Source organism: Pseudomonas soli (genome assembly GCF_021283165.2).
GTDB classification, from domain to species: domain Bacteria; phylum Pseudomonadota; class Gammaproteobacteria; order Pseudomonadales; family Pseudomonadaceae; genus Aquipseudomonas; species Aquipseudomonas soli.
In genome coordinates, this window is record NZ_CP128543.1 from 3436844 (window position 1) to 3457509 (window position 20666).

Annotated in this window: 20 protein-coding genes; 5 read left to right on the forward strand and 15 right to left on the reverse strand. The window is 65.2% G+C overall.

Translation table 11 applies throughout. The annotated features are described in order from the left end of the window. Positions 1-2 precede the first annotated feature (2 nt). From LU688_RS15840 to LU688_RS15860, 5 genes are read right to left on the reverse strand one after another with little or no spacing between them, the layout of a single operon-like run. Complete coding sequence (locus LU688_RS15840) at positions 3-644, reverse strand: tetratricopeptide repeat protein (RefSeq protein WP_160290541.1); 642 nt, start codon at positions 642-644, stop codon at positions 3-5. Continuing rightward, the gene (locus LU688_RS15845) at positions 641-1447 is read right to left on the reverse strand and encodes an SDR family oxidoreductase (RefSeq protein WP_038706280.1); all 807 of its coding nucleotides are present in this window, start codon (positions 1445-1447) and stop codon (positions 641-643) included. Before LU688_RS15845 ends, LU688_RS15840 begins: the two co-directional genes overlap by 4 nt. Beyond that, the gene (locus tag LU688_RS15850; RefSeq protein ID WP_023632524.1) at positions 1434-2114 is read right to left on the reverse strand and encodes an iron-containing redox enzyme family protein; all 681 of its coding nucleotides are present in this window, start codon (positions 2112-2114) and stop codon (positions 1434-1436) included. The genes LU688_RS15845 and LU688_RS15850 overlap by 14 nt, the downstream gene beginning before the upstream one ends. A gap of 8 nt (positions 2115-2122) precedes the next feature. Then, positions 2123-3589 carry an AMP-binding protein gene (locus tag LU688_RS15855; RefSeq protein WP_232888205.1) on the reverse strand — a complete coding sequence of 489 codons (1467 nt, stop codon included), beginning with the start codon at positions 3587-3589 and terminating at the stop codon, positions 2123-2125. Then, positions 3579-4256, reverse strand: a complete 678-nt coding sequence (locus LU688_RS15860) for a thermostable hemolysin (RefSeq protein WP_038706282.1) — start codon at positions 4254-4256, stop codon at positions 3579-3581. Before LU688_RS15860 ends, LU688_RS15855 begins: the two co-directional genes overlap by 11 nt. Positions 4257-4400: 144 nt before the next feature. Between LU688_RS15860 and LU688_RS15865 the strand changes: the two genes are divergently transcribed. Then, entirely contained in the window at positions 4401-4970 is a 570-nt protein-coding gene (locus LU688_RS15865) for a hypothetical protein (protein ID WP_023632051.1), read from the forward strand. Positions 4971-5028: 58 nt separating this feature from the next. On the opposite strand, the gene LU688_RS15870 is transcribed toward LU688_RS15865, so the two are convergent. Further along, on the reverse strand, positions 5029-6708 hold the full coding sequence (locus LU688_RS15870; protein WP_023632052.1) for an MFS transporter: 1680 nt from the start codon (positions 6706-6708) through the stop codon (positions 5029-5031). Positions 6709-6913: 205 nt separating this feature from the next. Here LU688_RS15870 and LU688_RS15875 point away from each other — a divergent pair, with 205 nt between their 5' ends. Continuing rightward, entirely contained in the window at positions 6914-7597 is a 684-nt protein-coding gene (locus tag LU688_RS15875) for an AraC family transcriptional regulator (RefSeq protein ID WP_038706283.1), read from the forward strand. Here LU688_RS15875 and LU688_RS15880 read toward each other — a convergent pair. From LU688_RS15880 to LU688_RS15890, 3 genes are all read right to left on the reverse strand, one after another. Continuing rightward, the gene (locus LU688_RS15880; protein ID WP_160290543.1) at positions 7583-8473 is read right to left on the reverse strand and encodes a sterol desaturase family protein; all 891 of its coding nucleotides are present in this window, start codon (positions 8471-8473) and stop codon (positions 7583-7585) included. The two genes, LU688_RS15875 and LU688_RS15880, sit on opposite strands and share 15 nt — an antisense overlap. Before the next feature lie 90 nt (positions 8474-8563). Further along, positions 8564-9385, reverse strand: a complete 822-nt coding sequence (locus LU688_RS15885) for a DNA-binding protein (RefSeq protein ID WP_160290544.1) — start codon at positions 9383-9385, stop codon at positions 8564-8566. A 95-nt stretch (positions 9386-9480) separates the two neighbouring features. Then, the gene (locus LU688_RS15890) at positions 9481-10419 is read right to left on the reverse strand and encodes a Dyp-type peroxidase (protein WP_160290545.1); all 939 of its coding nucleotides are present in this window, start codon (positions 10417-10419) and stop codon (positions 9481-9483) included. A gap of 292 nt (positions 10420-10711) precedes the next feature. On the opposite strand from LU688_RS15890, the gene LU688_RS15895 reads away from it, so the two are divergent. Beyond that, the gene (locus tag LU688_RS15895) at positions 10712-11500 is read left to right on the forward strand and encodes a formate/nitrite transporter family protein (RefSeq protein ID WP_160290546.1); all 789 of its coding nucleotides are present in this window, start codon (positions 10712-10714) and stop codon (positions 11498-11500) included. A 6-nt stretch (positions 11501-11506) separates the two neighbouring features. Here LU688_RS15895 and pdxR read toward each other — a convergent pair whose 3' ends face one another. Then, on the reverse strand, positions 11507-12997 hold the full coding sequence (gene pdxR, locus LU688_RS15900) for a MocR-like pyridoxine biosynthesis transcription factor PdxR (RefSeq protein WP_038706286.1): 1491 nt from the start codon (positions 12995-12997) through the stop codon (positions 11507-11509). A 79-nt stretch (positions 12998-13076) separates the two neighbouring features. Between pdxR and LU688_RS15905 the strand changes: the two genes are divergently transcribed. Beyond that, a complete protein-coding gene (locus LU688_RS15905) occupies positions 13077-14729 on the forward strand; it encodes an NAD(P)H dependent flavin oxidoreductase family protein (RefSeq protein ID WP_160290547.1) in 1653 nt (550 codons plus the stop codon). A gap of 31 nt (positions 14730-14760) precedes the next feature. Here LU688_RS15905 and LU688_RS15910 read toward each other — a convergent pair whose 3' ends face one another. From LU688_RS15910 to LU688_RS15930, 5 genes are all read right to left on the reverse strand, one after another. Next, the gene (locus LU688_RS15910) at positions 14761-15057 is read right to left on the reverse strand and encodes a DUF3144 domain-containing protein (RefSeq protein ID WP_110605272.1); all 297 of its coding nucleotides are present in this window, start codon (positions 15055-15057) and stop codon (positions 14761-14763) included. 29 nt (positions 15058-15086) lie between these two features. Beyond that, a complete protein-coding gene (locus tag LU688_RS15915) occupies positions 15087-15722 on the reverse strand; it encodes a LysE family translocator (RefSeq protein WP_094012004.1) in 636 nt (211 codons plus the stop codon). 97 nt (positions 15723-15819) lie between these two features. Then, the gene (locus LU688_RS15920) at positions 15820-17157 is read right to left on the reverse strand and encodes an MFS transporter (protein ID WP_094012003.1); all 1338 of its coding nucleotides are present in this window, start codon (positions 17155-17157) and stop codon (positions 15820-15822) included. Between the two features lie 43 nt (positions 17158-17200). Then, positions 17201-18742: a class I adenylate-forming enzyme family protein gene (locus tag LU688_RS15925; protein WP_160290548.1), complete on the reverse strand. Its 1542-nt coding sequence runs from the start codon at positions 18740-18742 to the stop codon at positions 17201-17203. Positions 18743-18745: 3 nt separating this feature from the next. Beyond that, entirely contained in the window at positions 18746-19924 is a 1179-nt protein-coding gene (locus tag LU688_RS15930) for an acetyl-CoA acetyltransferase (RefSeq protein WP_160290549.1), read from the reverse strand. 140 nt (positions 19925-20064) lie between these two features. Here LU688_RS15930 and LU688_RS15935 point away from each other — a divergent pair, with 140 nt between their 5' ends. Then, positions 20065-20637 (forward strand): LuxR C-terminal-related transcriptional regulator, encoded by a 573-nt coding sequence (locus LU688_RS15935; RefSeq protein WP_046855313.1) that lies wholly within the window; start codon positions 20065-20067, stop codon positions 20635-20637. Positions 20638-20666 lie beyond the last annotated feature (29 nt).

Genomic DNA, 20666 nt, shown 5'->3' on the forward strand with positions numbered 1-20666 from the left:
GCTCAGTCCTGTTTGTCCTCGATGGCCTTGAGTAAAGCATCGATTTCCCCGCGCCGGCCCTGGTCGGCCAGCGCGCGTCCTGGCCGCGGCGCGGCGTGCAGGGCCTTGTCCAAGGCAGCACGGGCTTCACCGTAGCGGTTCTGCCGGTACAAGTGGTCGGCCCAGAAGTAGTTGCTGTCGATACCGTCGGGGTTGATCGCCAGGGCCTGGCGCAGCATCGCGTCGGCCTTGTCCTGGTCACCGAACCCCAAGGGCCAGCCCGGCACCCGATCGTACAAAGCCCCCAGGCTGGTGTAGGCCGACCCTTGCAGGGCCTTGGGGTCCAGCGCCAACGCCTTTTCCAGGCTGGCACGGGCGGCCTTGACTTTACCCAGCGCGCCGAGCCCGCCTGTGGCGCCAGCCCAACTGCTGTTGACGATGCCCTCCCAGATCAAGGGTTCCGCCGACCCCGGGTATTGACGGACAAACCCTGCCGCTTCCACGGCCAGCGCCTCGAACGCTTTGGCGCGCTGCGCTTCGGGCAATTGGTACTGAATCTGCGCCCAGCGCTGCTGCACCTCGCTCAGGCGCTGGTTGCCGGCTTGGTCGAGGGCCCAGACAAGGGGCGAAAAGGCCAGCACACCGGCCAATAGCAGACGTTTCATTTGCCTGACTCCTTGCCCGGATGGGCGCTAAAACGACGAATCAGCGGCAGTTGCTTGCGCAGGGCACGATCAACCAACCCCGGCAGCATGCCGTTCAAACGCACGAAGAGTTTTTCCGGCCAGCCGAGGTACACCTCGCTGCGCTCGGACTGGACCGCATCGAGCACCGCGCGGGCCACATCCCGCGGCTGGTCCACGCCGACCTTCAGTGCCTGGTTGAGCGCCGTGGCGGCATTGCTGTTCATTGCCGTGCGCGTTGCTCGTGGCGCGGCATATAGCACGTTCACCGGGGTGTCGGCCAGCTCGCGGCGCAGTGCTTCGGAAAAGCCGCGCAGCGCGAACTTGCTGGCGCAGTAGGCGGCGTAGCCGGGGTAGCCGATCGAGCCGTAGGTAGAGCCCACGTTGACCACCAGGGCCCGAGGCTGATCGCGTAACAGCGGCAGGCAGGCACGGGTCAGCTGCAGTGCGGCCTTGAGGTTGATATCCAGCAGCTCGTCGAGAGCCGCCTCGTCAAGCTGGTCGAGCAAGGCGAAGCGATTGATCCCCGCAGCGTTGATCAGCACGTTGACACCACCCATGGACCGCGCCGCCGCCAGCACGTCCTCGCGGCTCTGGGCACAGCGCAGGTCAGCCGCTTGCCAGCGCAATTGCTGCGGATAACGGTTCATCAACTGCGCCAGCTGGCCAAGGTGTCGGCTTACGGCCAGCACCCGGGCGCCGGCGGCACACAGCTGCTCGGCCAGCTCCAGGCCGATTCCGCCGCTGGCCCCGGTCAACACCACCACGCAATCAGGCAAGCGCATGCCGCACCTCACTCTGGCCTGCCCGTGGCAAGTGCTGGAACATTTCGGTGTACAGGCGGTATACCACCTTGGCCGCATGGATCACCGCCTGCTGATCGCCACTGTCGTCCAGGCGATCCATAAGGCCGCGGTAAGTCACCATGTGATCCTGGTCCAGGGCGCCGTGGGAACTGAGGTAGCTGAAAGCCTTGTCCGCAAGCCCCAGGCTACCCTGTATCCTGCCGGCAGCCTGGGTGGCCAGAGCGATGCTGGTGCCCTCGAGCACATTGACCATGCCGAACAGCCCCACCGGGTTACCCCGTGCGATCAAGTCGTAGAGGAAGGCGACCATCAACTCGATCGGCAACGCGGGACGCCCATCGCGGACCTTGTCCGGGTCACCGCCACAGGCGGCGATGTCGTTGAGGATCCAGCGTTCGTGGCCGTATTCCTCCTCAATGTACTCGCACACGGCGCCACGTAACCACTCGAGACGCGATGGCAGACGGGCGCCACAGGCCATCATCAACGGTACGGTATGACGCACATGGTGGTAGGCCTGGGTCAGGAAGGCCACATAACCCTCCAGGCTGACCACGCCACCCAGGGCATCGCGGATCACCGGGACACTGAATAGCGCTTCGCGCTCACTGGCGGTCTGTGCTTGCAGGTTTTCGAAAAAAGACATGGCGAACCTCATGCTTGTTGGAGAATGGACAACAGGGACTGGTAATGCAGCAGGATCGCCTCGCGGCGTGGCCGGCCATTGGCGGTGAGAGTCCCCGCCTTGGCATTCAACGGCTCGAACAAGCGTCGCCAGGCATGGACCCGGGCATAGTCAGGCAGGCCTTCGTTGCACTGGCGAACCGCACGCTCGATCTGCTCATCGCTGGCCTGCGGATCCAGCGGCCAGAGCAGTGCCAGGTTGCCCGGCAGGCCCTCGCCATGCACAAAGGCCTGGGCGATGACCCCGCCCTGAGTCAGCTCGGCCTCGACCCATTCAGGGTTGACGTTGCGCCCGAAGCTGGTGATGAACTGGTGTTTCTTGCGCCCAGCCAGGTGCAGGTAGCCGTCGCGGTCAAGCTGGCCGAGATCCCCGGTCGGCCACCACTGGCCATCGAACGCGGGTTCGCCGAGGTAACCAAGCATGCTCGAGCCGGCCACCAGCACCTCGCCATCCTCGGCGATGCGCACCTGGACATGGGGCAACGGCCGGCCGACACTGCCCAGGCGCCGCGCCCCGGGACGGTTCAGGCATACCACCGAGGCGCACTCGGACAAGCCGTAGCCTTCGTATACAGGCAGGCCCACCGCTGCGGCACGCGACAGCAGGCTGGCCGCCACCCGGGCACCGCCCACGGCGACAAAACGCAACGGGCCGACACGCATCGCCCCCCGCTCGATGGCCGTGACCAGCCCCAGCAACAGCTGCGGGACCAGGATCAGGCTCTCGGCGCCGCTCAGGGCGATCACCCCCAGCAGACGCGCGAAGTCCACCTGGCTGGCGCCGCGGATACCCAGCTGCGCCTGCGGATAGAGCATGACCACGGCGCCGGCCAGCAGCGCCGCGTACACCCCCAGGTTTTCCAGCAACACCGCCAGCGGCAGCACGGCAAGGTACTTGCCCGGCGCCGCCTCCCGGCTGGCCGCCTCAAGCTCGCGGGCGACGCGCAGCATCGACGCGGCGCCCAGGCAAACGCCCTTGGGCGCACCGGTACTGCCGGAGGTGTAGGTAATCTTGGCGGTGCCGAGCGGCAGTTGCGGGGACACAAGCGGATCACGGTGCCAGAACTGCGTGCCACGGGTGAACCCACAGGCTTGCAGCTCATCGGCAAGCGCGCTGTCGGCCAGCACCAGTGAGACGCCCCCCTGCGTCAGGCAGTGGCGTCGCTGGGCCGCACTGAAAAAGCCCGGCAGCAGCAGCATCGGACGCTCGGCCAGCAACGCGGCAAGGTCCCAAAGCACGGCTTGCGGACCGTTATCCAATGCCACGGCGAAGGTGCCGGCAGGTTGTTCGCGCAACCAGTCCGCTCGCAGGCGCACTTCACTCAGCAACTGCGCGTAGCTGAACCGTTCATCACTGCCCAGCAGCGCCGGTTGCTCGCCACGGTGGCGGGCATGGACCTGCAGTGTTTCGAAAAATGCCTCGATATCATGCGGCATGACCGCTCTCCTGATTCAGCACCGGCAGGCCCAGCCGTTCGAACACGCCGGCGCGGGCCAGAGCCGTGTGGCCTAGTCCGATATTGCCGACGTACACCTGGGGTTGCTGCGCGTAGTAACTGCCCCAACTGCCGGACTCCTCGCCTAGCCGGTGCGCAGCCGCTTGCGCCACGACCGTGGGCTCCAGCCCGAGTCGACGGAAACTGTTGAGCAAGGTCGCCGCCCCAGTGAATGCGACCCACTGCAGGCCGCGTGCCGCCAGCAGCCAGGTCACCGCGACGATCATGATCCGTGCGCTGCCGGCACTGAGCGCGGCCAGGTTGCCCACCTCCACCAGCTGCTCGCGGGTGATCGGCGCCGCTGCCACGTTCGCCACGGCGTTCTCCAGCGGCACATCGAGGTAGCGCTCCAGGAACAACGGTGTACTGCCAGCCAGGCGTACGCCGGCGGCTGCGATCAGCCGGCCATGGCGATCACGCAGCCCCAGCAGCTCGGGCATGTAATGATGCACATCGGCGTGATGCACGCAGGCGAATCGCGCATGGATGAATTGCTCAAGTTCAAGTCGACCTGGCGTTTCCGGCCCATGCAGCAGTAGTTGGGCCTGGTGTTGCGCATGGCTGCCAATGGCCACGGGAAACAGGGTGTTCCAATTCAGCTCGGTCATGACGGGCCCCCGCTCATTTCAGTGGAGGCAGTATCGAGGGCGAATCTGAAGCCAGTCTGAAGTCTCGCGATCGAGGTGCTGGCGCCCCTCGCTGGGGCTGCTACATTGCTGACTGCCCCGGCGCAGCCAGAACAAGGACACCCCATGCGCTACGAATTCAGCGAAGTGTTCAACGACCTGGTCGACTATTTCCTGCTGGGCGATATCCAGTTGCTCGAACAGTTCAAGGAAGACCAAGACCTGCCCGACGACCTGGCGCGCGCGTTCACCAGCAGCGACAGCGGCGACCTGGCGGTGCAACAAGGCGTGATCCTGCCGCTGGCCGGCGTCGACAACCTGCCCTACCGCATCCTGTTCACCCTCGACGAACGCACCCCGGCACTGCTCGAACCCGGCAGCCGCCTCAAGCACCGTCGTCCAGGCCATATGCTGAGAGTCGAACACGGCGCCGTGATGCTCTTCACCTGGCGCATCCTGCAGCACTTCACCAACAAGACCCTGGGTGATCTGCTGGCGCGCTACCAGGAGCCGGGGCGGCCGATCATCGAGCTGGACAACGGCTGGTATTCGGTGGAAGTGCTCGCGGGCGCAGTAGTCCGCGACGGAATGTACGAACCGGCGTTCGAATTCGTCATGAAAAAGACCTATGCGCGGCCACAGGCCTTGGAGGTGGATGTCGGCTACCGGTATACCTTGCGCGGGTACTTCGACTGACCAGGGCCGCTGCTGCGGCGTGGAGCGAGCCATCGCCGCAGCAGCAGACTGTCATCGCTCAGGTGTGATGGATATCCCGATCCTTGGTCTCGGGCAGGAAGAAGATACCCAACACCGCGGTCATCACCGCAATGATGATCGGATACCACAGCCCGTAGTAGATATCCCCGGTGGCCGCCACCATGGCGAAGGCCACCGTCGGCAGGAAGCCACCGAACCAGCCGTTGCCGATGTGGTACGGCAGCGACATCGAGGTGTAGCGGATCCGTGCCGGGAACAGCTCCACCAGCCAGGCGGCGATCGGCCCGTAGACCATGGTCACGTAGATCACCAGGATGGTCAGCAGCAGCAACACCATCGGGTAATGGATCTTCGCAGGGTCGGCCTTCTCGGGATATCCGGCCCCTTTCAGGGCACCGGTCAGCGTGGCGGTGAAGGCGTCGGCCTGAGTCTTCAGTTCAGCCGCGGCCAGGCCAGTGCCCTCGAAACTCGGGATCACCCGCTCACCGATACGGATCTGCGCCACGCTGCCCGGCTCGGCCTTTTCGTTCTCATACGGGATCGCCCGCTTGGCCAGCAGGCTCTTTGCGATGTCGCAGGAACTGGTGAAGCGGGCCTTGCCCACCGGGTCGAACTGGAAGGCACACTGCCCGGGGTCAGCCACCACCACGACCGGGTTCTGCTCCTGGGCAACGAACACATCCGGGTTGCCGTACTCGGTCAGCGCCTTGAAGATCGGGAAGTAGGTCAACGCGGCAATGATGCAGCCGGCCATGATGATCTTCTTGCGCCCGATGCGGTCGGACAGGCTGCCGAAGACGATGAAGAACGGTGTGCCGATCAGCAACGAACCGGCGATCAGCAGGTTGGCGGTCTGCGGGTCGATCTTCAGTGTCTGCAGCAGGAAGAACAGCGCGTAGAACTGCCCGGTGTACCACACCACCGCCTGGCCGGCGGTGCCGCCGAGCAGTGCCATGATCACCACCTTGAGGTTGTCCCAACGGGCGAACGATTCGGTCAGCGGCGCCTTCGACGCCTTGCCCTCGGCCTTCATCTTCATGAACACCGGCGACTCGTTGAGCTGCAGGCGGATGTACACCGAAATCGCCAGCAGCAGGATCGACAGCAGGAACGGTATCCGCCAGCCCCAATCCTCGAACGCTTCGGTGCCCATGGCCGTGCGGCAGGCCAGGATCACCAGCAGCGACAGGAACAGCCCGAGAGTGGCAGTGGTCTGGATCCACGCGGTGAAGAAACCGCGCTTGCCCTTGGGCGCATGCTCGGCCACATAGGTGGCAGCGCCGCCGTACTCCCCGCCCAATGCCAGCCCCTGCAACAGCCTCAGGGTGATGAGGATCACCGGCGCGGCCACGCCAATCGTCGCATAGCTGGGCAGCAACCCGACCACCGCGGTGGACACGCCCATGATCACGATGGTGATCAGGAAGGTGTGCTTGCGCCCGATCATGTCGCCCAGGCGGCCGAACACGATGGCACCGAACGGCCGCACGGCAAAGCCGGCGGCGAAAGCCAGCAAGGCAAAGATGAACGAGGTGGTCTCATTGACCCCGGCAAAAAAGTGCTTGGCGATGATTGCCGCCAGCGAGCCGTACAGGTAGAAGTCGTACCATTCGAACACGGTGCCCAGCGAAGAGGCGAAGATGACTTTGCGCTCCTCCCGGGAAATGCCACGTTGGGGCGCGCTACTGCCCGTGGATGCGCTGTCAAGGACCGCCATGGGTCGCCTCCGTCTGGTTGTGGTAGACCGGAGTGCTCCATCAGGTAGCCAAAGCACGCACCCAGGCCCAACGGCATTGCAGGCTGCGCGAAGCACGACGAGGCATCGGCCTCGAATCGCGGCAAGTCACTTCAAGCATAATCGGCCTTTGCACGATAGCCACTCGCCTGAGTGATCGAGCGCCGAAACGGATAGGGAACCGGCAATGAGCGAAGCACGGCACGGCGCCTGGCGAGGTCGGCTCTGGCTGGCCGATGATCACGGCCTGCTGCTCGGCACGGCGGGCCACACCGGTGTCCATGCCCACTATGCCCACCAGGTAGTGCTCGCCCTCGAGGGCCAAGCCTGCCTGCAGGTCAATGGCGAAGAGCACCGCGGCGACATGCTGGCCATCGCCTCGTTGCAGCCCCACGCCATTCTCGCGCCCGGCACCGCCTGCATCACCCTGTTCGCCGAGCCCCTGGCGTTTTCCCTGGAGACCTTGCTCGACGTCTGCCGGCAAGCCCCCCGCGATATCTCAAGCCTCGCCCAGGCATTGCGCCAGGCACCGCGTCGCCCGTTGGATCTCCGCCTGGCGCGGGCCCTGGCACGGATTCGCGCGGTGGACGAGCAGCGCCTGCCTGCCACGGAGCTGGCACAGGCAGCGGCGCTGTCGGTCAGCCAGCTCGAGCGCCTGTTCAGTGGCCGCCTGGGCCTGTCGGTGCGGCGCATGGTGCTGTGGCAACGCCTGCGCGTGGCCCTGGGCGAAGCGCTGGCCGGTGCCAGCCTGACCGAGGCGGCCATGGCCGCCGGCTTCGCCGACTCGGCGCACCTGAGCCGCAGCCTGCGCCAGCAATTCGGCATCCGCGCCAGCGAAGCCCTGCGCCACCTGCGCTCAGACGTGCTCTAACGCCTGACGCAGGCTGTCCGGCACGGCTGCCGGCGGATGCGCCGTGGCCACTTGGCAGAACGGCTCACGCAGTTGCGCAAGGTACGTTTTGGGATAGTCCGGACGGTCGCCGATGCCCATGTCGTCATCGGCCAACCCGTAGGCCGGCAGGTGCAGGGCAGTGCCGAGCAAGCGATCCCAGACGGGAAAGAACAACGCGAAGTTGACGTCGCCCAGGGTGCCGTACTTCAGGTGGTGCAGCCGGTGCACGGGGGCCCAGGCGAAAAGATGGCGCAGAACGCCGATGCGCATGTCGACATTGCTGTGCTGCAACAGCAGCTGGACCGCGATGCAGAACGCCAGCAACGCCGCCACGTCCTGCGACAAACCCAGCAGCAATAATGGCAGCACGCCGCCCAGCCCCTCGGCCATCTGGTGCAGCGGGTGCTTCATCAAGCCATTGAAGCCGTACAGCCGGGTCACGCTGTGATGCACCGCGTGCAGGCGCCAGAGCAGCGCGCTGCGATGGCTGGCGTAATGCACCAGGGTGATGCCCAGGTCGGCCAAGGGCAGCGCCAGCAACAGTTGCCCGAGCACGGGCCAGTGGCTGGGCCACAGGCTTGTGGCTGGCAGCCAGCCGGCGAACAACGGGATGGCGGCGATGCTGGCGATATTGAGGGTTTCGTTGACCAATGCGTGCAGTGCATCGCGCCCGCCCTCGCCTGTTGCCTCGCGCCAGGCCGATTTGTAGGGGCACAGCACTTCGCAGGAGAACGACAGCAAGATCGCCACGCCAAGCAGGGGCAGCAGCCAGAGGATATCGGCGCCAAGATCGATCAGCCACACCGCGGTGGCAATGAAACCGAAGAAGAAACACGGGGCATAGAGGATACGCATGGATGGCTCCAGTCATGGTTGGAGCCGCCAGTGTTGCCTGGTGCCTGACCTCGGCGATTGAACGAACGGCGCATCTGTCGCAGCGATGCTCTACAGGGTCGGAGTGTCCGCGGCTCGGGCTGCCAGCTGTCTACGCATCTCATCGTTGGCGCCCTGGGCCTGGGCGAGGATGGCGCGCAGCCCCTGCACTTGCGCGTCACGCTGCTGCAATTGCTCGTCCAGCAGCGTGCCCCGGGCCGTGGCCTGGCGATGCTCGGCGAGCAGGCGTTCATTGTCGCGGTGCAGGCGCGTCAGCTCGTCCTGACGCGCCAGGGCGCCCTGCTGCAAGGTCTGCAACTGGCCTTGCAGCTGGCGCACCTGGGTCTCGTTGCGGCGTTGATCCTGTTGGCGCTGCTCGAGGCTGGCGCGCAGTTGCCCGTCCTTGTCGGCCAGGCGCGCCTGCAACTCACCCTGTGACTGGCTGAGGCTGGCGCTGCGCAACTGCTCGGCTTGCAGGCTGGCCTGGGCGGTCGTGAGGCGTTGAGTCTCGGCGTGCAGCGCAGCGGTCAGGGCCTCGACCTGGCGCAGCGCGCCAGCCAGGTCGCGCTGGGTCAGTTGCAGCTCGGCCTGCATCGCTGCACAACGCGCCTGCGTCGCCTGCTCGGCGGCGGCGATCCGGGCCTGCCCTTCCTCCTGCAACTGGGCAGCCAGCTGCTCGACCAATCGCGCTAACGGTTCGCTCAAGGCACCCTGGCTGCCCAGCAACTCCAGCGGCTGCCGGTCCAGTTCCTTGAGGTAGCGGTGGATAGTGGTCTTCGAGCCGGTATTACCCAGCTCGATACGTACCGCGTCAATACTGGGGTGTTCACCCCGGGCCATCAGTGCCTGGCGTGCCTGCTGAACGGAAGCCTTGTCTATGCCATTGCGGGCCATTGCTCATTCCACCTAATCGTACCATGGCATGTACCATGTAATGCGGCGCAATACTGCACGGCACTGCCTCTCGATTCAAGCCTGCGGGTGAAATATCATTCAGCGGCCTGTTCGAGGAAATCCACCGGCGGCACGAAGTACAACCCGCCGGTAACGGCGCGACTGTAGTCCAGGAGACGATCGTAGTTGCCCGGCGGCTTGCCGACGAACATGTTCTCGAGCATCTGCTCGATCGGCGCGGGCGACCGGGCGTAACCGATGAAATAGGTACCGAACTCCCCGGCACCGGGGCGGCCGAAGGGCATGTTGTCGCGCAGGATCTTGATCTCTTGCCCGCCCTCTTCCAGGGTGGTCAGCGAACTGTGCGAACAACTGGGCTTGCTCGCGGCATCCAACTCGATGTCGGCCAGCTTGGTGCGCCCGATGATGCGCTCCTGCTCCTGGGTCGACAGCGCCTCCCAGCCGGCCATGTCATGCAGGTACTTCTGCACCAGCACATAGCTGCCGCCGGCGAACGCCGGGTCCTCGTCGCCTACCAGGGTGAAGCGCGCCACGTCCCGCGGACTGGGATTCTCAGTGCCATCGACGAAGCCGATGATGCTGCGCATGTCGAAATAGCGGAAGCCCTGCACCTCATCGACCACCGCCACCGCATCGCCCAGGCGCTTGACCAGCAACGCCGCCAACTCGAAACACAGGTCCATGTGCTCGGCGCGAATATGCAGAAGAATGTCGCCCGGCGTGGCAAGCGCCTTGCGCGCTCCACTGCCGAACTCGCGGAAGGGGTGCAGGCCAATCGGCTGCGGGGTGCCGAACAGGCGCTCCCACACCGCCGCGCCGAAGCCGATGACGCAAGATAGATTGCCCGACGGCACGCGTTTGCCCACCGAGCGCACCAGCCCGGCCAGGTCCCCGCACACTTCGCGGACACGGACCGCGCAGTGCTCGCCTGGACCGAGCGTCGCCACCATGAACAGCGCGCTACGGGTGATCGGGCTGTCCACCGCCTGCGGTTCGATCTGATCAATAGTCATACAGGTTTCATCCCCACGCTTCGCTGGAAAAGGTCGGCGCATTACCCCATGCGGTGGGTTAATAGGCGCCGGGCCGCATGTGGTATAGCACAGCCCGATGGCCTTCCCACCCTCATAGAGGGGATCTATCACCTGATCCAGGCTATCGATTTGACCGCGTCAAATTGCCTCAGCTACCGTGCCGCCCGCTTCAAAGCCACGTCGTCCTCCATAAGGCCAAGCGCATCACCTGCCCATTGCCGCCAACCCCGACCCACGGCCTTGCCGTTGTCCTTGCGTTCGAGTTGTTGAAATGTCTGTGAATACCCCCTCCCGGATCACCGAGCTGGTCATCGAAGCCGGTACCCGCAAAGCCCTCTTACCCGCCCGCGCCAGCTTGATCCTCGGTTTTCTGGCCGGTGCGTTCATTTCCCTGGGTTTTCTCCTGGCGATCCACGTCAGCACCATGATTCCCGCGCAGTGGGCCTCGTTCGGCACGCTGCTGGGCGCCGCGGTGTTTCCCATCGGCTTGATCCTGGTGATCCTGGCAGGTGGCGAGCTGCTCACCGGCAACATGATGAGCCTGCCTCTGGCAATGTTCGCCGGGCGTATCCGCCTGCGGGCAGTGGCGCGCAACTGGACCCTGGTGACCCTCGCCAACCTGCTGGGCGCGCTGTTCGTCGCCTACTGCTTCGGCCATCTGCTAGGGCTGACCGAGGGTGCTTACCTGGGCAAAACCCTGGCCAGCGCCACCAGCAAGGTGAGCGCCGACTTCCTGCACGCTTTCGTTTCCGGCATCGGCTGCAACTGGCTGGTATGCCTGGCAGTGTGGCTGTCCTACGCCAGTCGCGAGATGAGCGGCAAGATCCTCGGCATCTGGTTCCCGATCATGGCCTTCGTCGCCATCGGCTTCCAACACGTGGTGGCCAACATGTTCCTGATACCGGCGGCGATCTTCGCCGGCTACCTGAGCTGGGGGCAACTGCTGGAGAACCTGGCAGCAGTGTTCCTCGGCAATGCCGTGGGTGGAGCGTTTTTCGTCGGCCTGGCCTATTACGTGTCGTACGGTGTACCTGCTCAGGAACAGGGTGCGCTGCGCTGACAGCACCTACCCAGCGATTGCCGCTGCTGCCTGGGCCAAGCGCCGCACAGCCAGGGAGATCTCGCCCTGGTCCAACGATGCGAAGCCCAGGCGCAGGGCATTCTCCGCCTCGCCGGCAGGTGAAAACTGCCGGCCACTGCGCACCACCAGGTCCAGTCGCAGTGCCTCGGCCACCAGCCGCTGCACATCAATAGCTGGATCGAACACCACCCACAGAGCCAGGCCCCCTTCCGGCTCGCGCACCACCACCCGCTCGGCGAACGCCTCGCGCAGACAACGCGCCAGTGTCTCGCGCCGGCGCAGGTACTCCTTGCTCACCCGACGCAGGTGCTTTCTCAGCTCACCGGCGTTGATCAAGTCTGCCAGCATGCGCTGCATCACCGCGTCGCCCTGGCCCAAGGTCAGCGCCGCGGTCCGCGCAAATACTTCGATGACCGGTGCTGGCGCGACGATGTAGCTGCACCGGAAGGTACTGCCCAGCGATTTGGAAAGCGAGCCGATGTAGATCACATGGCGTTGCGCCGGATCGCTGGCCAGCGGCAGGTACGGCCGGCCGGCAAAGTGGAACTCATGGTCGTAGTCTTCCTCGATCACGCAGAAGTCATGCACTCGCGCCAGCTCCAGCAACCTTCGCCGGCGACCGGCACGTAGGCTGACGGTGGTGGGGAACTGGTGGTGGGGAGTGATATAGAGCATGCGCACCGGGTGCAACCGGCACAACGCGTCGATCTGCTCGACCCGGCAGCCCTGCTCGTCCAGGTCCACGGTCACCAGCCGAGCGCCCAGCCGGCGGAAGATCTCCCATGCCGGCGGATAGCTCAGGCGCTCGACCAGCACCACGTCACCGGGTTCGATCAGCGCACTGGCGGCCAGGTACAGCGACATCTGCACGCCTTGGGTAAGGCAGATATGCTCTGCCTGCACATTCAGGCCGCGGTCGTGGCGCAACATCTGCGCCAACGCGCAACGCAGATAATGACCGCTGCCGTCACTGCCGTGGCGCACCGTGTTGCTGGCGAAGCTATAGCGCAGGGCATTGCGGTAGTAACGATGCAGCACGGCCTGGGGCAACAGGCGATGGTCACAGGCACCGTTATCGAAGAACAACGCACAGGGCCGCTGCTGCAATGCCGTCGCCTGGTCGTTTGCCGCGAAATAGGCGCCAGCCGGTGCGTCGCGCAGCACCGGGGCGAATGAGCGCGGGCCACCGGGCACCGGCACTGCCGCTGTCGCGAGTTGCTGGCTGACGAAGGTGCCACGACGCGGCACGCTTTCCAGCCACCCCTTGGTCACTGCCTCCTCGTAGGCAAGGATCACCGTCTTGCGGTTGACGTCGAGCAGTTGGGCCATTTCCCGCGTGCCGGGCAACGCCGTGCCGGGCCGCAGACGGCCTTCGGTGATGGCGGCCACCAGGCCTTCGACGATTTTCCGGTAGGACGCCTGTGGCGCAGCGTCATCGAGGTTGAGCAACAGCCGCCATTTGCGGAGCTGGACCATGTGAACTATCCAAAACTGGAGGTTTTCCTGGGCCAAGTCTACCGCAACAATCACGCCTTCTCCTTGCCCCGAGGTGCCCATGCCCAATCGTCATGTCATTGAATTGTCGCCCTCGGGCAGCACGTTCGACGCCCACCAAGAATTGCTGCTCGACGCCATGCTTGCCAGCGGCCTTGCCGTGCCGTTCTCGTGCCGCCGAGGTGCCTGCGGCTCGTGCAAGGTCAAGGTTGTTTCGGGTAGCTATCGCGACACGCCACGTAGCGCGGACACACCCGCGCCCTCCTATCCCCTGGCTCCCGACGAGATGCTGTTGTGTCAGAGCCATGCCTGCAGCGACATGTGCCTGGAGATTCCCGGCTGGTCACTGGACACCCCCACCCTGGCGTTCACCGCGCAGGTACAGAGCCTGCGCGCCTTGAGCCAAGACATCAGTGAACTGGTGCTGCAGCCCGCACAGCCTGTGGAGGTTCGGCCTGGCCAGTACGTCAGGTTGTGTCTCGACAACGGCGACAGCCGCTGCTTCTCCATCGCCAACCTGCCAGCGCAGGATCAAGGACGCATGGTGTTCCATATCCGCAAGGTCAGTGGCGGCCTGTTTTCCGAGCGTCTGCTGCCCACGTTGCGCAGGGGCGACACGGTGAAGCTCGAGGGCCCGACAGGTGCCTGCACTTGGCAGCATGAAAATGAACGGCCAATGGTGCTGTTCGCCACCGGGACCGGTTACGCCGGCATCAAGCCCTTGCTGCTGACCGCTCTGGCGCGCAAGGCCGAGGTTTCACTGTACTGGGGCGGTTCAACGCCGGACGACTTCTATGACCGTGGCTTTCTCGACCAGGCCGGCCTGGAGCACCCTCGGTTTCAGTGGCACCCGGTACTGTCGGCGCGCGCGCGCGTTCACCAGGTGGCGCTGGCCCAGGGACATCCCTGGGGGGACACACAGGTCTATGCCTGCGGTAACGCGGCGATGATCCGCGAGGCCCGCGAACAGTGCCTGGCTGCGGGGGTTCAGACGCATCGGTTCATCGCCGAGGCGTTTGTCCCCAGCGGCACCGCGGCGGCGCCAAACGCACTGGATCCGTACTGGGAACAGGTAGGCCCGCGCTATTCGCTCGATGGCATGCTGGCCGCCCGCGAGCAGACGGTAAGAGCGCTGGCGGCGATTGCCAGTCAATTGAAAATCGGCATGACCACCGCCCAGGCCCTGGCGATGGCCGAGCAGACCTTGCAGGCCATGGGCGCCTCGCACACCTGGCACCCGACCTACATCCGCTTTGGCGACGACACCGTACGCACACCACGCCAGGGGATTGACCCGCAGCGCCGGCTGCGCGCCAGTGATATCGCCGTGGTCGACCTCGGCCCTGTGTGGGACGGCTATGAAGGCGACTATGGCGACACCTTTGTGTTTGGCAAGCATCCCCTGCATCTGGCCTGCGTCACGGCCTTGCACGAGGTGTTCGAGGAAACGCGCCAGGCCTGGCACACAGGACTGACCGGCCGCGAGCTGTATGACGTCGCCGAGCGCAGCGCCGCGGCAAAGGGTTGGCGGCTGGAGCGCAACCTGGCCGGGCACCGTGTCACCGATTTCCCCCATGCCCTGTTCGGCCAGCAGAAACTCGCCGATCTGCCGATCGTGCCGGGGGAGATGGTCTGGGTGCTGGAAATTCAGCTGTGCCATCCCACAGAACCGGTGGGAGCGTTTTTCGAAGACATCCTGCTGGCCAGGCGCTAGCGCCGCCTTAACAACGCCTGCGGGTGCTGGCTCAGCCGTCCTTGCCCAGCACATAGCGGTCGAAGTGCTGGATATGTTCGTCGAGGTTGTCCTCGAGCATCATCCGGTACTGCTCGCTGAAATACTTCAACAATTCCTCGCGCGCTGCCGCCATCTCCGCCGCGGACTTGAAACTGCGTGCCGCCATCCAGGCATTGAAGCGGCTGGCGGCGAAGGTCATCGAAGCGCTGACCTTGCCGAGGTCCTCGAGCTTTTCGATCTGCTGGTTAGCCAGTTCCACATGCGCATCGGCGCGGTCGTAAAAGGCCTGGTCGGTGGCTTGTGCCATGGGAATATACCTATCGGAAAACTTTGTGCTCAGGCGGTCTTGGCCTGAACGGTGAACAGGCTGGCCCCCAGCGTCATGAACGACACGCCGAACAGGCGATTCATCAGGCGCGCACGGTTCGGCGCAGCCAGCTGGCGTTTCAAGGCTTGGGCCAGGGTGACATAGAAAGCGTGGGACAGTATCGAGCACAGGGCAAAGGTGACTACCAAGAGGCCGAGCTGGCCATCGGCGCCGTGGCCGGTGCGCATGAACTGCGGCAGGAAGGCGGCGAAGAACAGGATCGCCTTCGGGTTGGTCAGCGCGACTGCCACGCCATTGAGCAGCAGCCGCCGATTGCTGGCGCTGGCCTTGACCGGCTGCTCCAGCAGGTCAAAGGCGCTGGTACGGCTCTTCCACTGCTTGATCCCCAGGTAGATCAGGTAACTCGCGCCGAGCACCTTGAGCAGCAGGAAAGCCGTGGCCGAAGTCTGCAGCAATACCCCGAGGCCCGCACTGGTGGCGGTGGACACCACCAGCAGCCCGAGCGCGTTGCCCAGCGAGCCGAGCATCGCCCGCTTCGGCCCGTGGGACAGCGAGTTGGACAACGCCATGATGACACCCGGGCCTGGCGACAAGGTCACCACCATCGAGACAACGACAAATCCGAACCAATCGTGCAGCGACATCCTTGTACATCCTAGGGCCGATTACATGAGGCGGCGACTGTAACAGAATGCCGCCCCGCTCCGGAATTGGCGCTGCGCCTGATATCCCCGTGCTACATCAAGCCTGAGAATCCGCCAGTACCGTCCCCACCGGCCGTTCTTGCGTCGGTGCACGGTTGCACGCCACGAAGTCCTCCTGGCGCAGCACCACCAGCGCCAGCAGCGACGCCACGCCGGTGCCCACGTAGAAGTACCACGGCGCGGTAATATCCCCGGTCACCTTGATCAGCCAGGTGGAGATCAGCGGCGCGCTGCCGCCGAATACCGCCACCGGAATGTTGTAGGCCATGGCGATGCCGGTGGAGCGGATGCGCGTCGGCAGCAGCTCGCTCATCAGCGCGTAGGTCGACGACGCATACAGCCCGAACAGGATCGCCACCGCCATCAGCGGCCAGAACAGGGTCGCAGGTGTAGCGCCCGGCGCGGTCTTGAAGAACCAGTACATGGCCAGGGTCGCCAACGTGCCGATCACCATCAGGAACGGCTTGCGCCCGTAGCGATCGGTGAAGGCGCCGCCAAACGGCATCACCAGCGCCGCCGACAGGCTGGCGACGAACACATAGAGCAAGGTGGTGCCGCTGTCGAATTTCAGCGTGTTGGACATGTAGGTCGAGGCGAAAGTCAGCACCAGGTAGAAGATCGAGCTGTGCAAGGTGATGATGAAGAACACCAGGGCAATCGAGCGCTTCCACTGCCACACCTCGCGCAGCGGCGCCTTGGAGGTCTGCCCGGCCTCCACCAGGGCGAGGAACTCCGGGCTGTCCTCGAGCTTGAGGCGAATATACAGCGAGATGAAGCCCAGAGGGCCGGCAATCAGGAACGGAATCCGCCAGCCCCAGTCCTGCATCAGCTCGGCGCCCAAGGCCCAGGTCATACCATTGGCCACCGCGCCGCCCAACAGCAACCCGAGCACCGCCGTGACCATCAGCCAGCAGGTGGCGAAGCCCCGACGGCCGGGGCCGGCGTATTCGGAGATGAAGCTGGTGATGGTGCCGATCTCGCCGCCGGCGGAGAAGCCCTGCACACAGCGGATCAGCACCAGCAGCACTGGCGCTGCGATGCCGATGCTGGCGTAGGTCGGCAGCAGGCCGAGCAGGAACGTGGAGCCTGCCATCATTACCAGCACCGTGATCAGCGTGCGACGGCGGCCGATCTTGTCCGCCAGCGGGCCGAAGAACAGCCCGCCCAGCGGGCGGATGAAGAAGCTCAGGGCGAAGGCCGCGAAGCTCGCCAGCAGGCTGCTGGTGGGGTCGTCGGAAACGAAGAAGGCCTTGCCGATATACAAGGCCAGGAAACCGTATACACCATAGTCGTACCACTCGATCAGGTGGCCGGTGGTGGCGCCGATGAAAGCCCGGCGCCGCTGGCGCTGGGTGTTGGCGGGTGACATGCCCATGCGGGTAACTCCTGTCGTGTCGCTTTCCATGAAATGTCGCGGCTCAAGCGCTGCCGAGCGACCCGTCCGGGTCCAGCAGCCATTGGCGCAACTGGGTCTTGAGAATCTTGCCATAGCTGTTTTTCGGCAGCTCGGCGCAGAACAGGTACTTCTTCGGTTTCTTGAACGAGGCCATGCGCGCCAGGAACCACTCATTGAGCGTCCGCGCATCGAGGCTACCTGCCGTGCGCGGCACGACGAAGGCCACCACCGACTCGCCCCACTCGGGGTCGGCTTCGCCCACCACACAGGCCTCGAACACTTCGGGGTGCTGGATCAGCACTTCCTCGACTTCGCGGGGATAGATGTTGCTGCCCCCGGAAATGATCACGTCCTTGCTGCGGTCCGTCAGCGACAGGTAGCCCTGGCCGTCGAGAAAGCCGATATCGCCGGTGTGCAGCCAGCCATCCACCAGGGCCGCCGCGGTGGCCTGGGGATTGTCCCAGTAACCCTGCATCACCACCGGGCCGCGCACGACGATCTCCCCTGCCTCGCCAGCCGCCGTCTCCCGGCCCGCGCCATCGACCACGCGCACCTCCACGCAGGCCTGGGCGCGGCCAACGGAAGCGGCGATGGCCGGCCAGCCCGGGTTGCCACGGTCGGCGATGGCCTCGCGGGACAACGCACTGATGGTCATCGGGCATTCGCCCTGGCCGTAGATCTGCACCAGGCGCGGGCCGAAGGTATCCAGGGCATCCACCAGGTCCGCCAGGTACATCGGGCCGCCGCCGTAGACGATGGTCTTGATGCCTTCGCCGGCATAGCCTTGCTCGCGCGCCTGCTCGACCATGCGCTTGACCATGGTCGGCGCGGCGAACAGGCTGACCTGCCCCAGCGATCGCGCCAGGGTGAACAGCTCCGTCGCCTGGAAGCCCCGGGACAGGGGCACCACGTGCCGGGCGCCGCAGCGCACGTGGATGAAGTTGTACAGCCCTGCGCCGTGGGACATCGGCGCGGCATAGACCACGGCGTCTTCGGCGGCTACCGGGTCGACGTCCAGCGGATAGCACAGCGACATGGCCACCAGGTTGCCATGGGACAGCATCACCCCCTTGGAGCGCCCGGTGGTGCCGGAGGTGTAGAACAGCCAGGCCAGGTCGCTGTCCAGGCGTGGGTGCGGCGCCTGCAGCTCATCGCTGGCCGGCAACCCCGGCATGCACCGGGCAGGCGTGGCCAGCTCGCGGCAACCGTTCGGCAATGCCAGGTCGGCGAACAGCTGGCCCTCGTCGGTGAAGATCAGCCGCGCCCCGGCATTGCCGGCGATCCACGCGGCCTCCAGGGCGTGCAGCTTGTGGTTGATCGGCACCGCCACAGCCCCGCACCACCAGATCGCGTAGAGCAGTTGCAGGTAGTCGCAGCTGTTCTTCATCAGCAGCGCCACCCGCTCGCCCGGTTCGATGCCGTGCACGTGTCGCAGCTCCAGCGCCCGTGCCCGCACCTGGGTGGCAAACATCCGGTAGTCGGCGATCTGCCGCGGCCCCTCGAACAACGCCGGCCGCTCAGGCCAGCGCAGGGCCGCATCCTGCAACCAATGGGCGATGTTCATGGCTCAGACCCTGACGGCTTGCAGCACGCTGGCGTAGTTGGCCACCGCCATGCCGCCCATGTTGAACAGCAGGCCGAACTCGGCATTGGGCACGCCCAGGCCGATGGGCTTGCCGGTCAGCTGGGCGAAGCCCAGGGCATGCATCGACACCCCGGTGGCCCCCACCGGATGCCCCTTGGCCTTGAGCCCGCCGGACAGGTTCACCGGCAAGCGCCCACCCTGGCGCACGATGCCGTCGTCCAGGGCGCGATGCCCCTCGCCACGGGGCGCCAGGCCCATGGCTTCGTAGATCAGCAGTTCGGCGATGGTGAAGCAGTCGTGCACCTCGGCGAAACTCAGGTCGTTGAGGGTCACCCCTGCCTCGCGCAGCGCCCCGTGGATGGCCCGCTGCGGCCCCTCGAAAGCCAGCATGTCGCGGCGCGACAACGGCAAGAAATCATTGGCCTGAACCATCGAGCGGATCGCCACCTGGCGCCGCATCGAGCGGGCGCGGGCAGGCGAAGCCAGGATGATCGCCGCAGCACCATCGCTGATCAGCGAGCAGTCGGTCAGGCGCAGGGGCGCCGCGATCAGCGGGTTGCTCGGCGACACCTGGTTGCAGTGCTCGAAATCCATCACCCGGTGCATCTGCGCCAGCGGGTTGGCCATGGCATTGGCGTGGTTCTTCACCGCGATCGCCGCCATCGATGCCAGTGGGCTGTGGTAGCGCTCGGTGTATTGCTGGGCGATCTGGCCGAACAGCTGGGCAAAACTCAGGCCGGCCTCCTGCAAGGCGTTCTGGTAACCGGCACCAGCCAGCGCCCGGGTGACCTCGACCGTGCTGTTGCCAGTCATCTTCTCCGCGCCGACCACCAGCACCAGCTCGGCGGCGCCGCTGCGGATCGCGTTGATCCCGGCCTGGATCGCCGCCGAGCCCGAGGCACAGGCGTTTTCGCAGCGGGTGGCGGGTTTGAAGCGCAGTTGCGGGTCGGCCTGCAGCATCAACGATGCGGGGAAGCCGTCGGCCACCAGGCCCGAGTTGAAGTGGCCGAGAAACAGCGCGTCGATCTCGGCGGCGTCGATGCCTGCATCCTGCAAGGCATCGCGGGTGACCTGGACGATCAGGTCTTCGAGGTTCAGGCCATCCAGGCGACCGAAAGGGCTGTGCGCGGCGGCGACGATGGCGACGGAATCGTGGAACATGGTGTTTTCTTCTGTCCTTGAAGCGGGTATTGCATACAATGTGTCAGCACCCGAATCCCACGCTAGTTGGGGCAACTACGTACACGAGTAAGTAGTGAGCCTTACGGGGCATGACCATAAGCACCGAGGCAGGAAGCCTGATGACCGTACCCACCCACGCCTCCCCGGACCTCGAGCGCCTGGCGTTCCAGGTGTCACCCGCGCCGCAACTGATCACCGGCCACCGGCGCATGCTCGACTGCAACGAGGCCTTCGCCCGGCTGTTCGGCTACACCCGCGAGGAGCTGCGCGGGCACCTGACCCTGCTGCTCTACCCTTCCCAGGCCGACTACCAGAGCATTGGCGAGCGCAGCGAGCACTGGCTGCGCAACGGTCTGGGCGCCTTCTATTCGGACGAGCGTTTCATGCAGCACCGCAACGGCGAGGTGTTCTGGGCCCGGGCCCAGGGTTTCACGCTGACGGCGGAGGATCCGTTCAAGCTGATGATCTGGCATTTCGAACGGCTCGACCGGCAGCCGGCGCCAGCGGTGCAACTGACGCCGCGGGAGCGGCAGATTTCATCGCATATCGTCAACGGGCTGACCTGCAAGGAAGTGGCGCGGCAGCTGGGGATATCGCATCGGACGGTGGAAGTGCATCGGGCGCGGTTGATGAAGAAGTTGCAGGCCAAGAACAGTGCGGAGCTGGTATCGAGGATAATTTTCATTAGCTGATCCCTACACCAGTAGCAAAACGCCAACCA

Excerpts from the sequence above, each read along its gene's own strand:
- LU688_RS15915 (WP_094012004.1), bottom strand. The coding sequence starts at position 15,722 with ATGTCGCTGCACGATTGGTTCGGATTTGTCGTTGTCTCGATGGTGGTG.
- LU688_RS15875 (WP_038706283.1), top strand. The coding sequence starts at position 6,914 with ATGAGCGAAGCACGGCACGGCGCCTGGCGAGGTCGGCTCTGGCTGGCC.
- LU688_RS15855 (WP_232888205.1), bottom strand. The coding sequence starts at position 3,589 with ATGCCGCATGATATCGAGGCATTTTTCGAAACACTGCAGGTCCATGCC.
- LU688_RS15910 (WP_110605272.1), bottom strand. The coding sequence starts at position 15,057 with ATGGCACAAGCCACCGACCAGGCCTTTTACGACCGCGCCGATGCGCAT.
- LU688_RS15870 (WP_023632052.1), bottom strand. The coding sequence starts at position 6,708 with ATGGCGGTCCTTGACAGCGCATCCACGGGCAGTAGCGCGCCCCAACGT.
- LU688_RS15850 (WP_023632524.1), bottom strand. The coding sequence starts at position 2,114 with ATGTCTTTTTTCGAAAACCTGCAAGCACAGACCGCCAGTGAGCGCGAA.
- LU688_RS15935 (WP_046855313.1), top strand. The coding sequence starts at position 20,065 with ATGACCGTACCCACCCACGCCTCCCCGGACCTCGAGCGCCTGGCGTTC.
- LU688_RS15860 (WP_038706282.1), bottom strand. The coding sequence starts at position 4,256 with ATGACCGAGCTGAATTGGAACACCCTGTTTCCCGTGGCCATTGGCAGC.
- LU688_RS15890 (WP_160290545.1), bottom strand. The coding sequence starts at position 10,419 with ATGACTATTGATCAGATCGAACCGCAGGCGGTGGACAGCCCGATCACC.
- LU688_RS15925 (WP_160290548.1), bottom strand. The coding sequence starts at position 18,742 with ATGAACATCGCCCATTGGTTGCAGGATGCGGCCCTGCGCTGGCCTGAG.
- LU688_RS15905 (WP_160290547.1), top strand. The coding sequence starts at position 13,077 with ATGCCCAATCGTCATGTCATTGAATTGTCGCCCTCGGGCAGCACGTTC.
- LU688_RS15840 (WP_160290541.1), bottom strand. The coding sequence starts at position 644 with ATGAAACGTCTGCTATTGGCCGGTGTGCTGGCCTTTTCGCCCCTTGTC.
- LU688_RS15920 (WP_094012003.1), bottom strand. The coding sequence starts at position 17,157 with ATGGGCATGTCACCCGCCAACACCCAGCGCCAGCGGCGCCGGGCTTTC.
- LU688_RS15865 (WP_023632051.1), top strand. The coding sequence starts at position 4,401 with ATGCGCTACGAATTCAGCGAAGTGTTCAACGACCTGGTCGACTATTTC.
- LU688_RS15885 (WP_160290544.1), bottom strand. The coding sequence starts at position 9,385 with ATGGCCCGCAATGGCATAGACAAGGCTTCCGTTCAGCAGGCACGCCAG.
- pdxR (WP_038706286.1), bottom strand. The coding sequence starts at position 12,997 with ATGGTCCAGCTCCGCAAATGGCGGCTGTTGCTCAACCTCGATGACGCT.
- LU688_RS15930 (WP_160290549.1), bottom strand. The coding sequence starts at position 19,924 with ATGTTCCACGATTCCGTCGCCATCGTCGCCGCCGCGCACAGCCCTTTC.
- LU688_RS15880 (WP_160290543.1), bottom strand. The coding sequence starts at position 8,473 with ATGCGTATCCTCTATGCCCCGTGTTTCTTCTTCGGTTTCATTGCCACC.
- LU688_RS15845 (WP_038706280.1), bottom strand. The coding sequence starts at position 1,447 with ATGCGCTTGCCTGATTGCGTGGTGGTGTTGACCGGGGCCAGCGGCGGA.
- LU688_RS15895 (WP_160290546.1), top strand. The coding sequence starts at position 10,712 with ATGTCTGTGAATACCCCCTCCCGGATCACCGAGCTGGTCATCGAAGCC.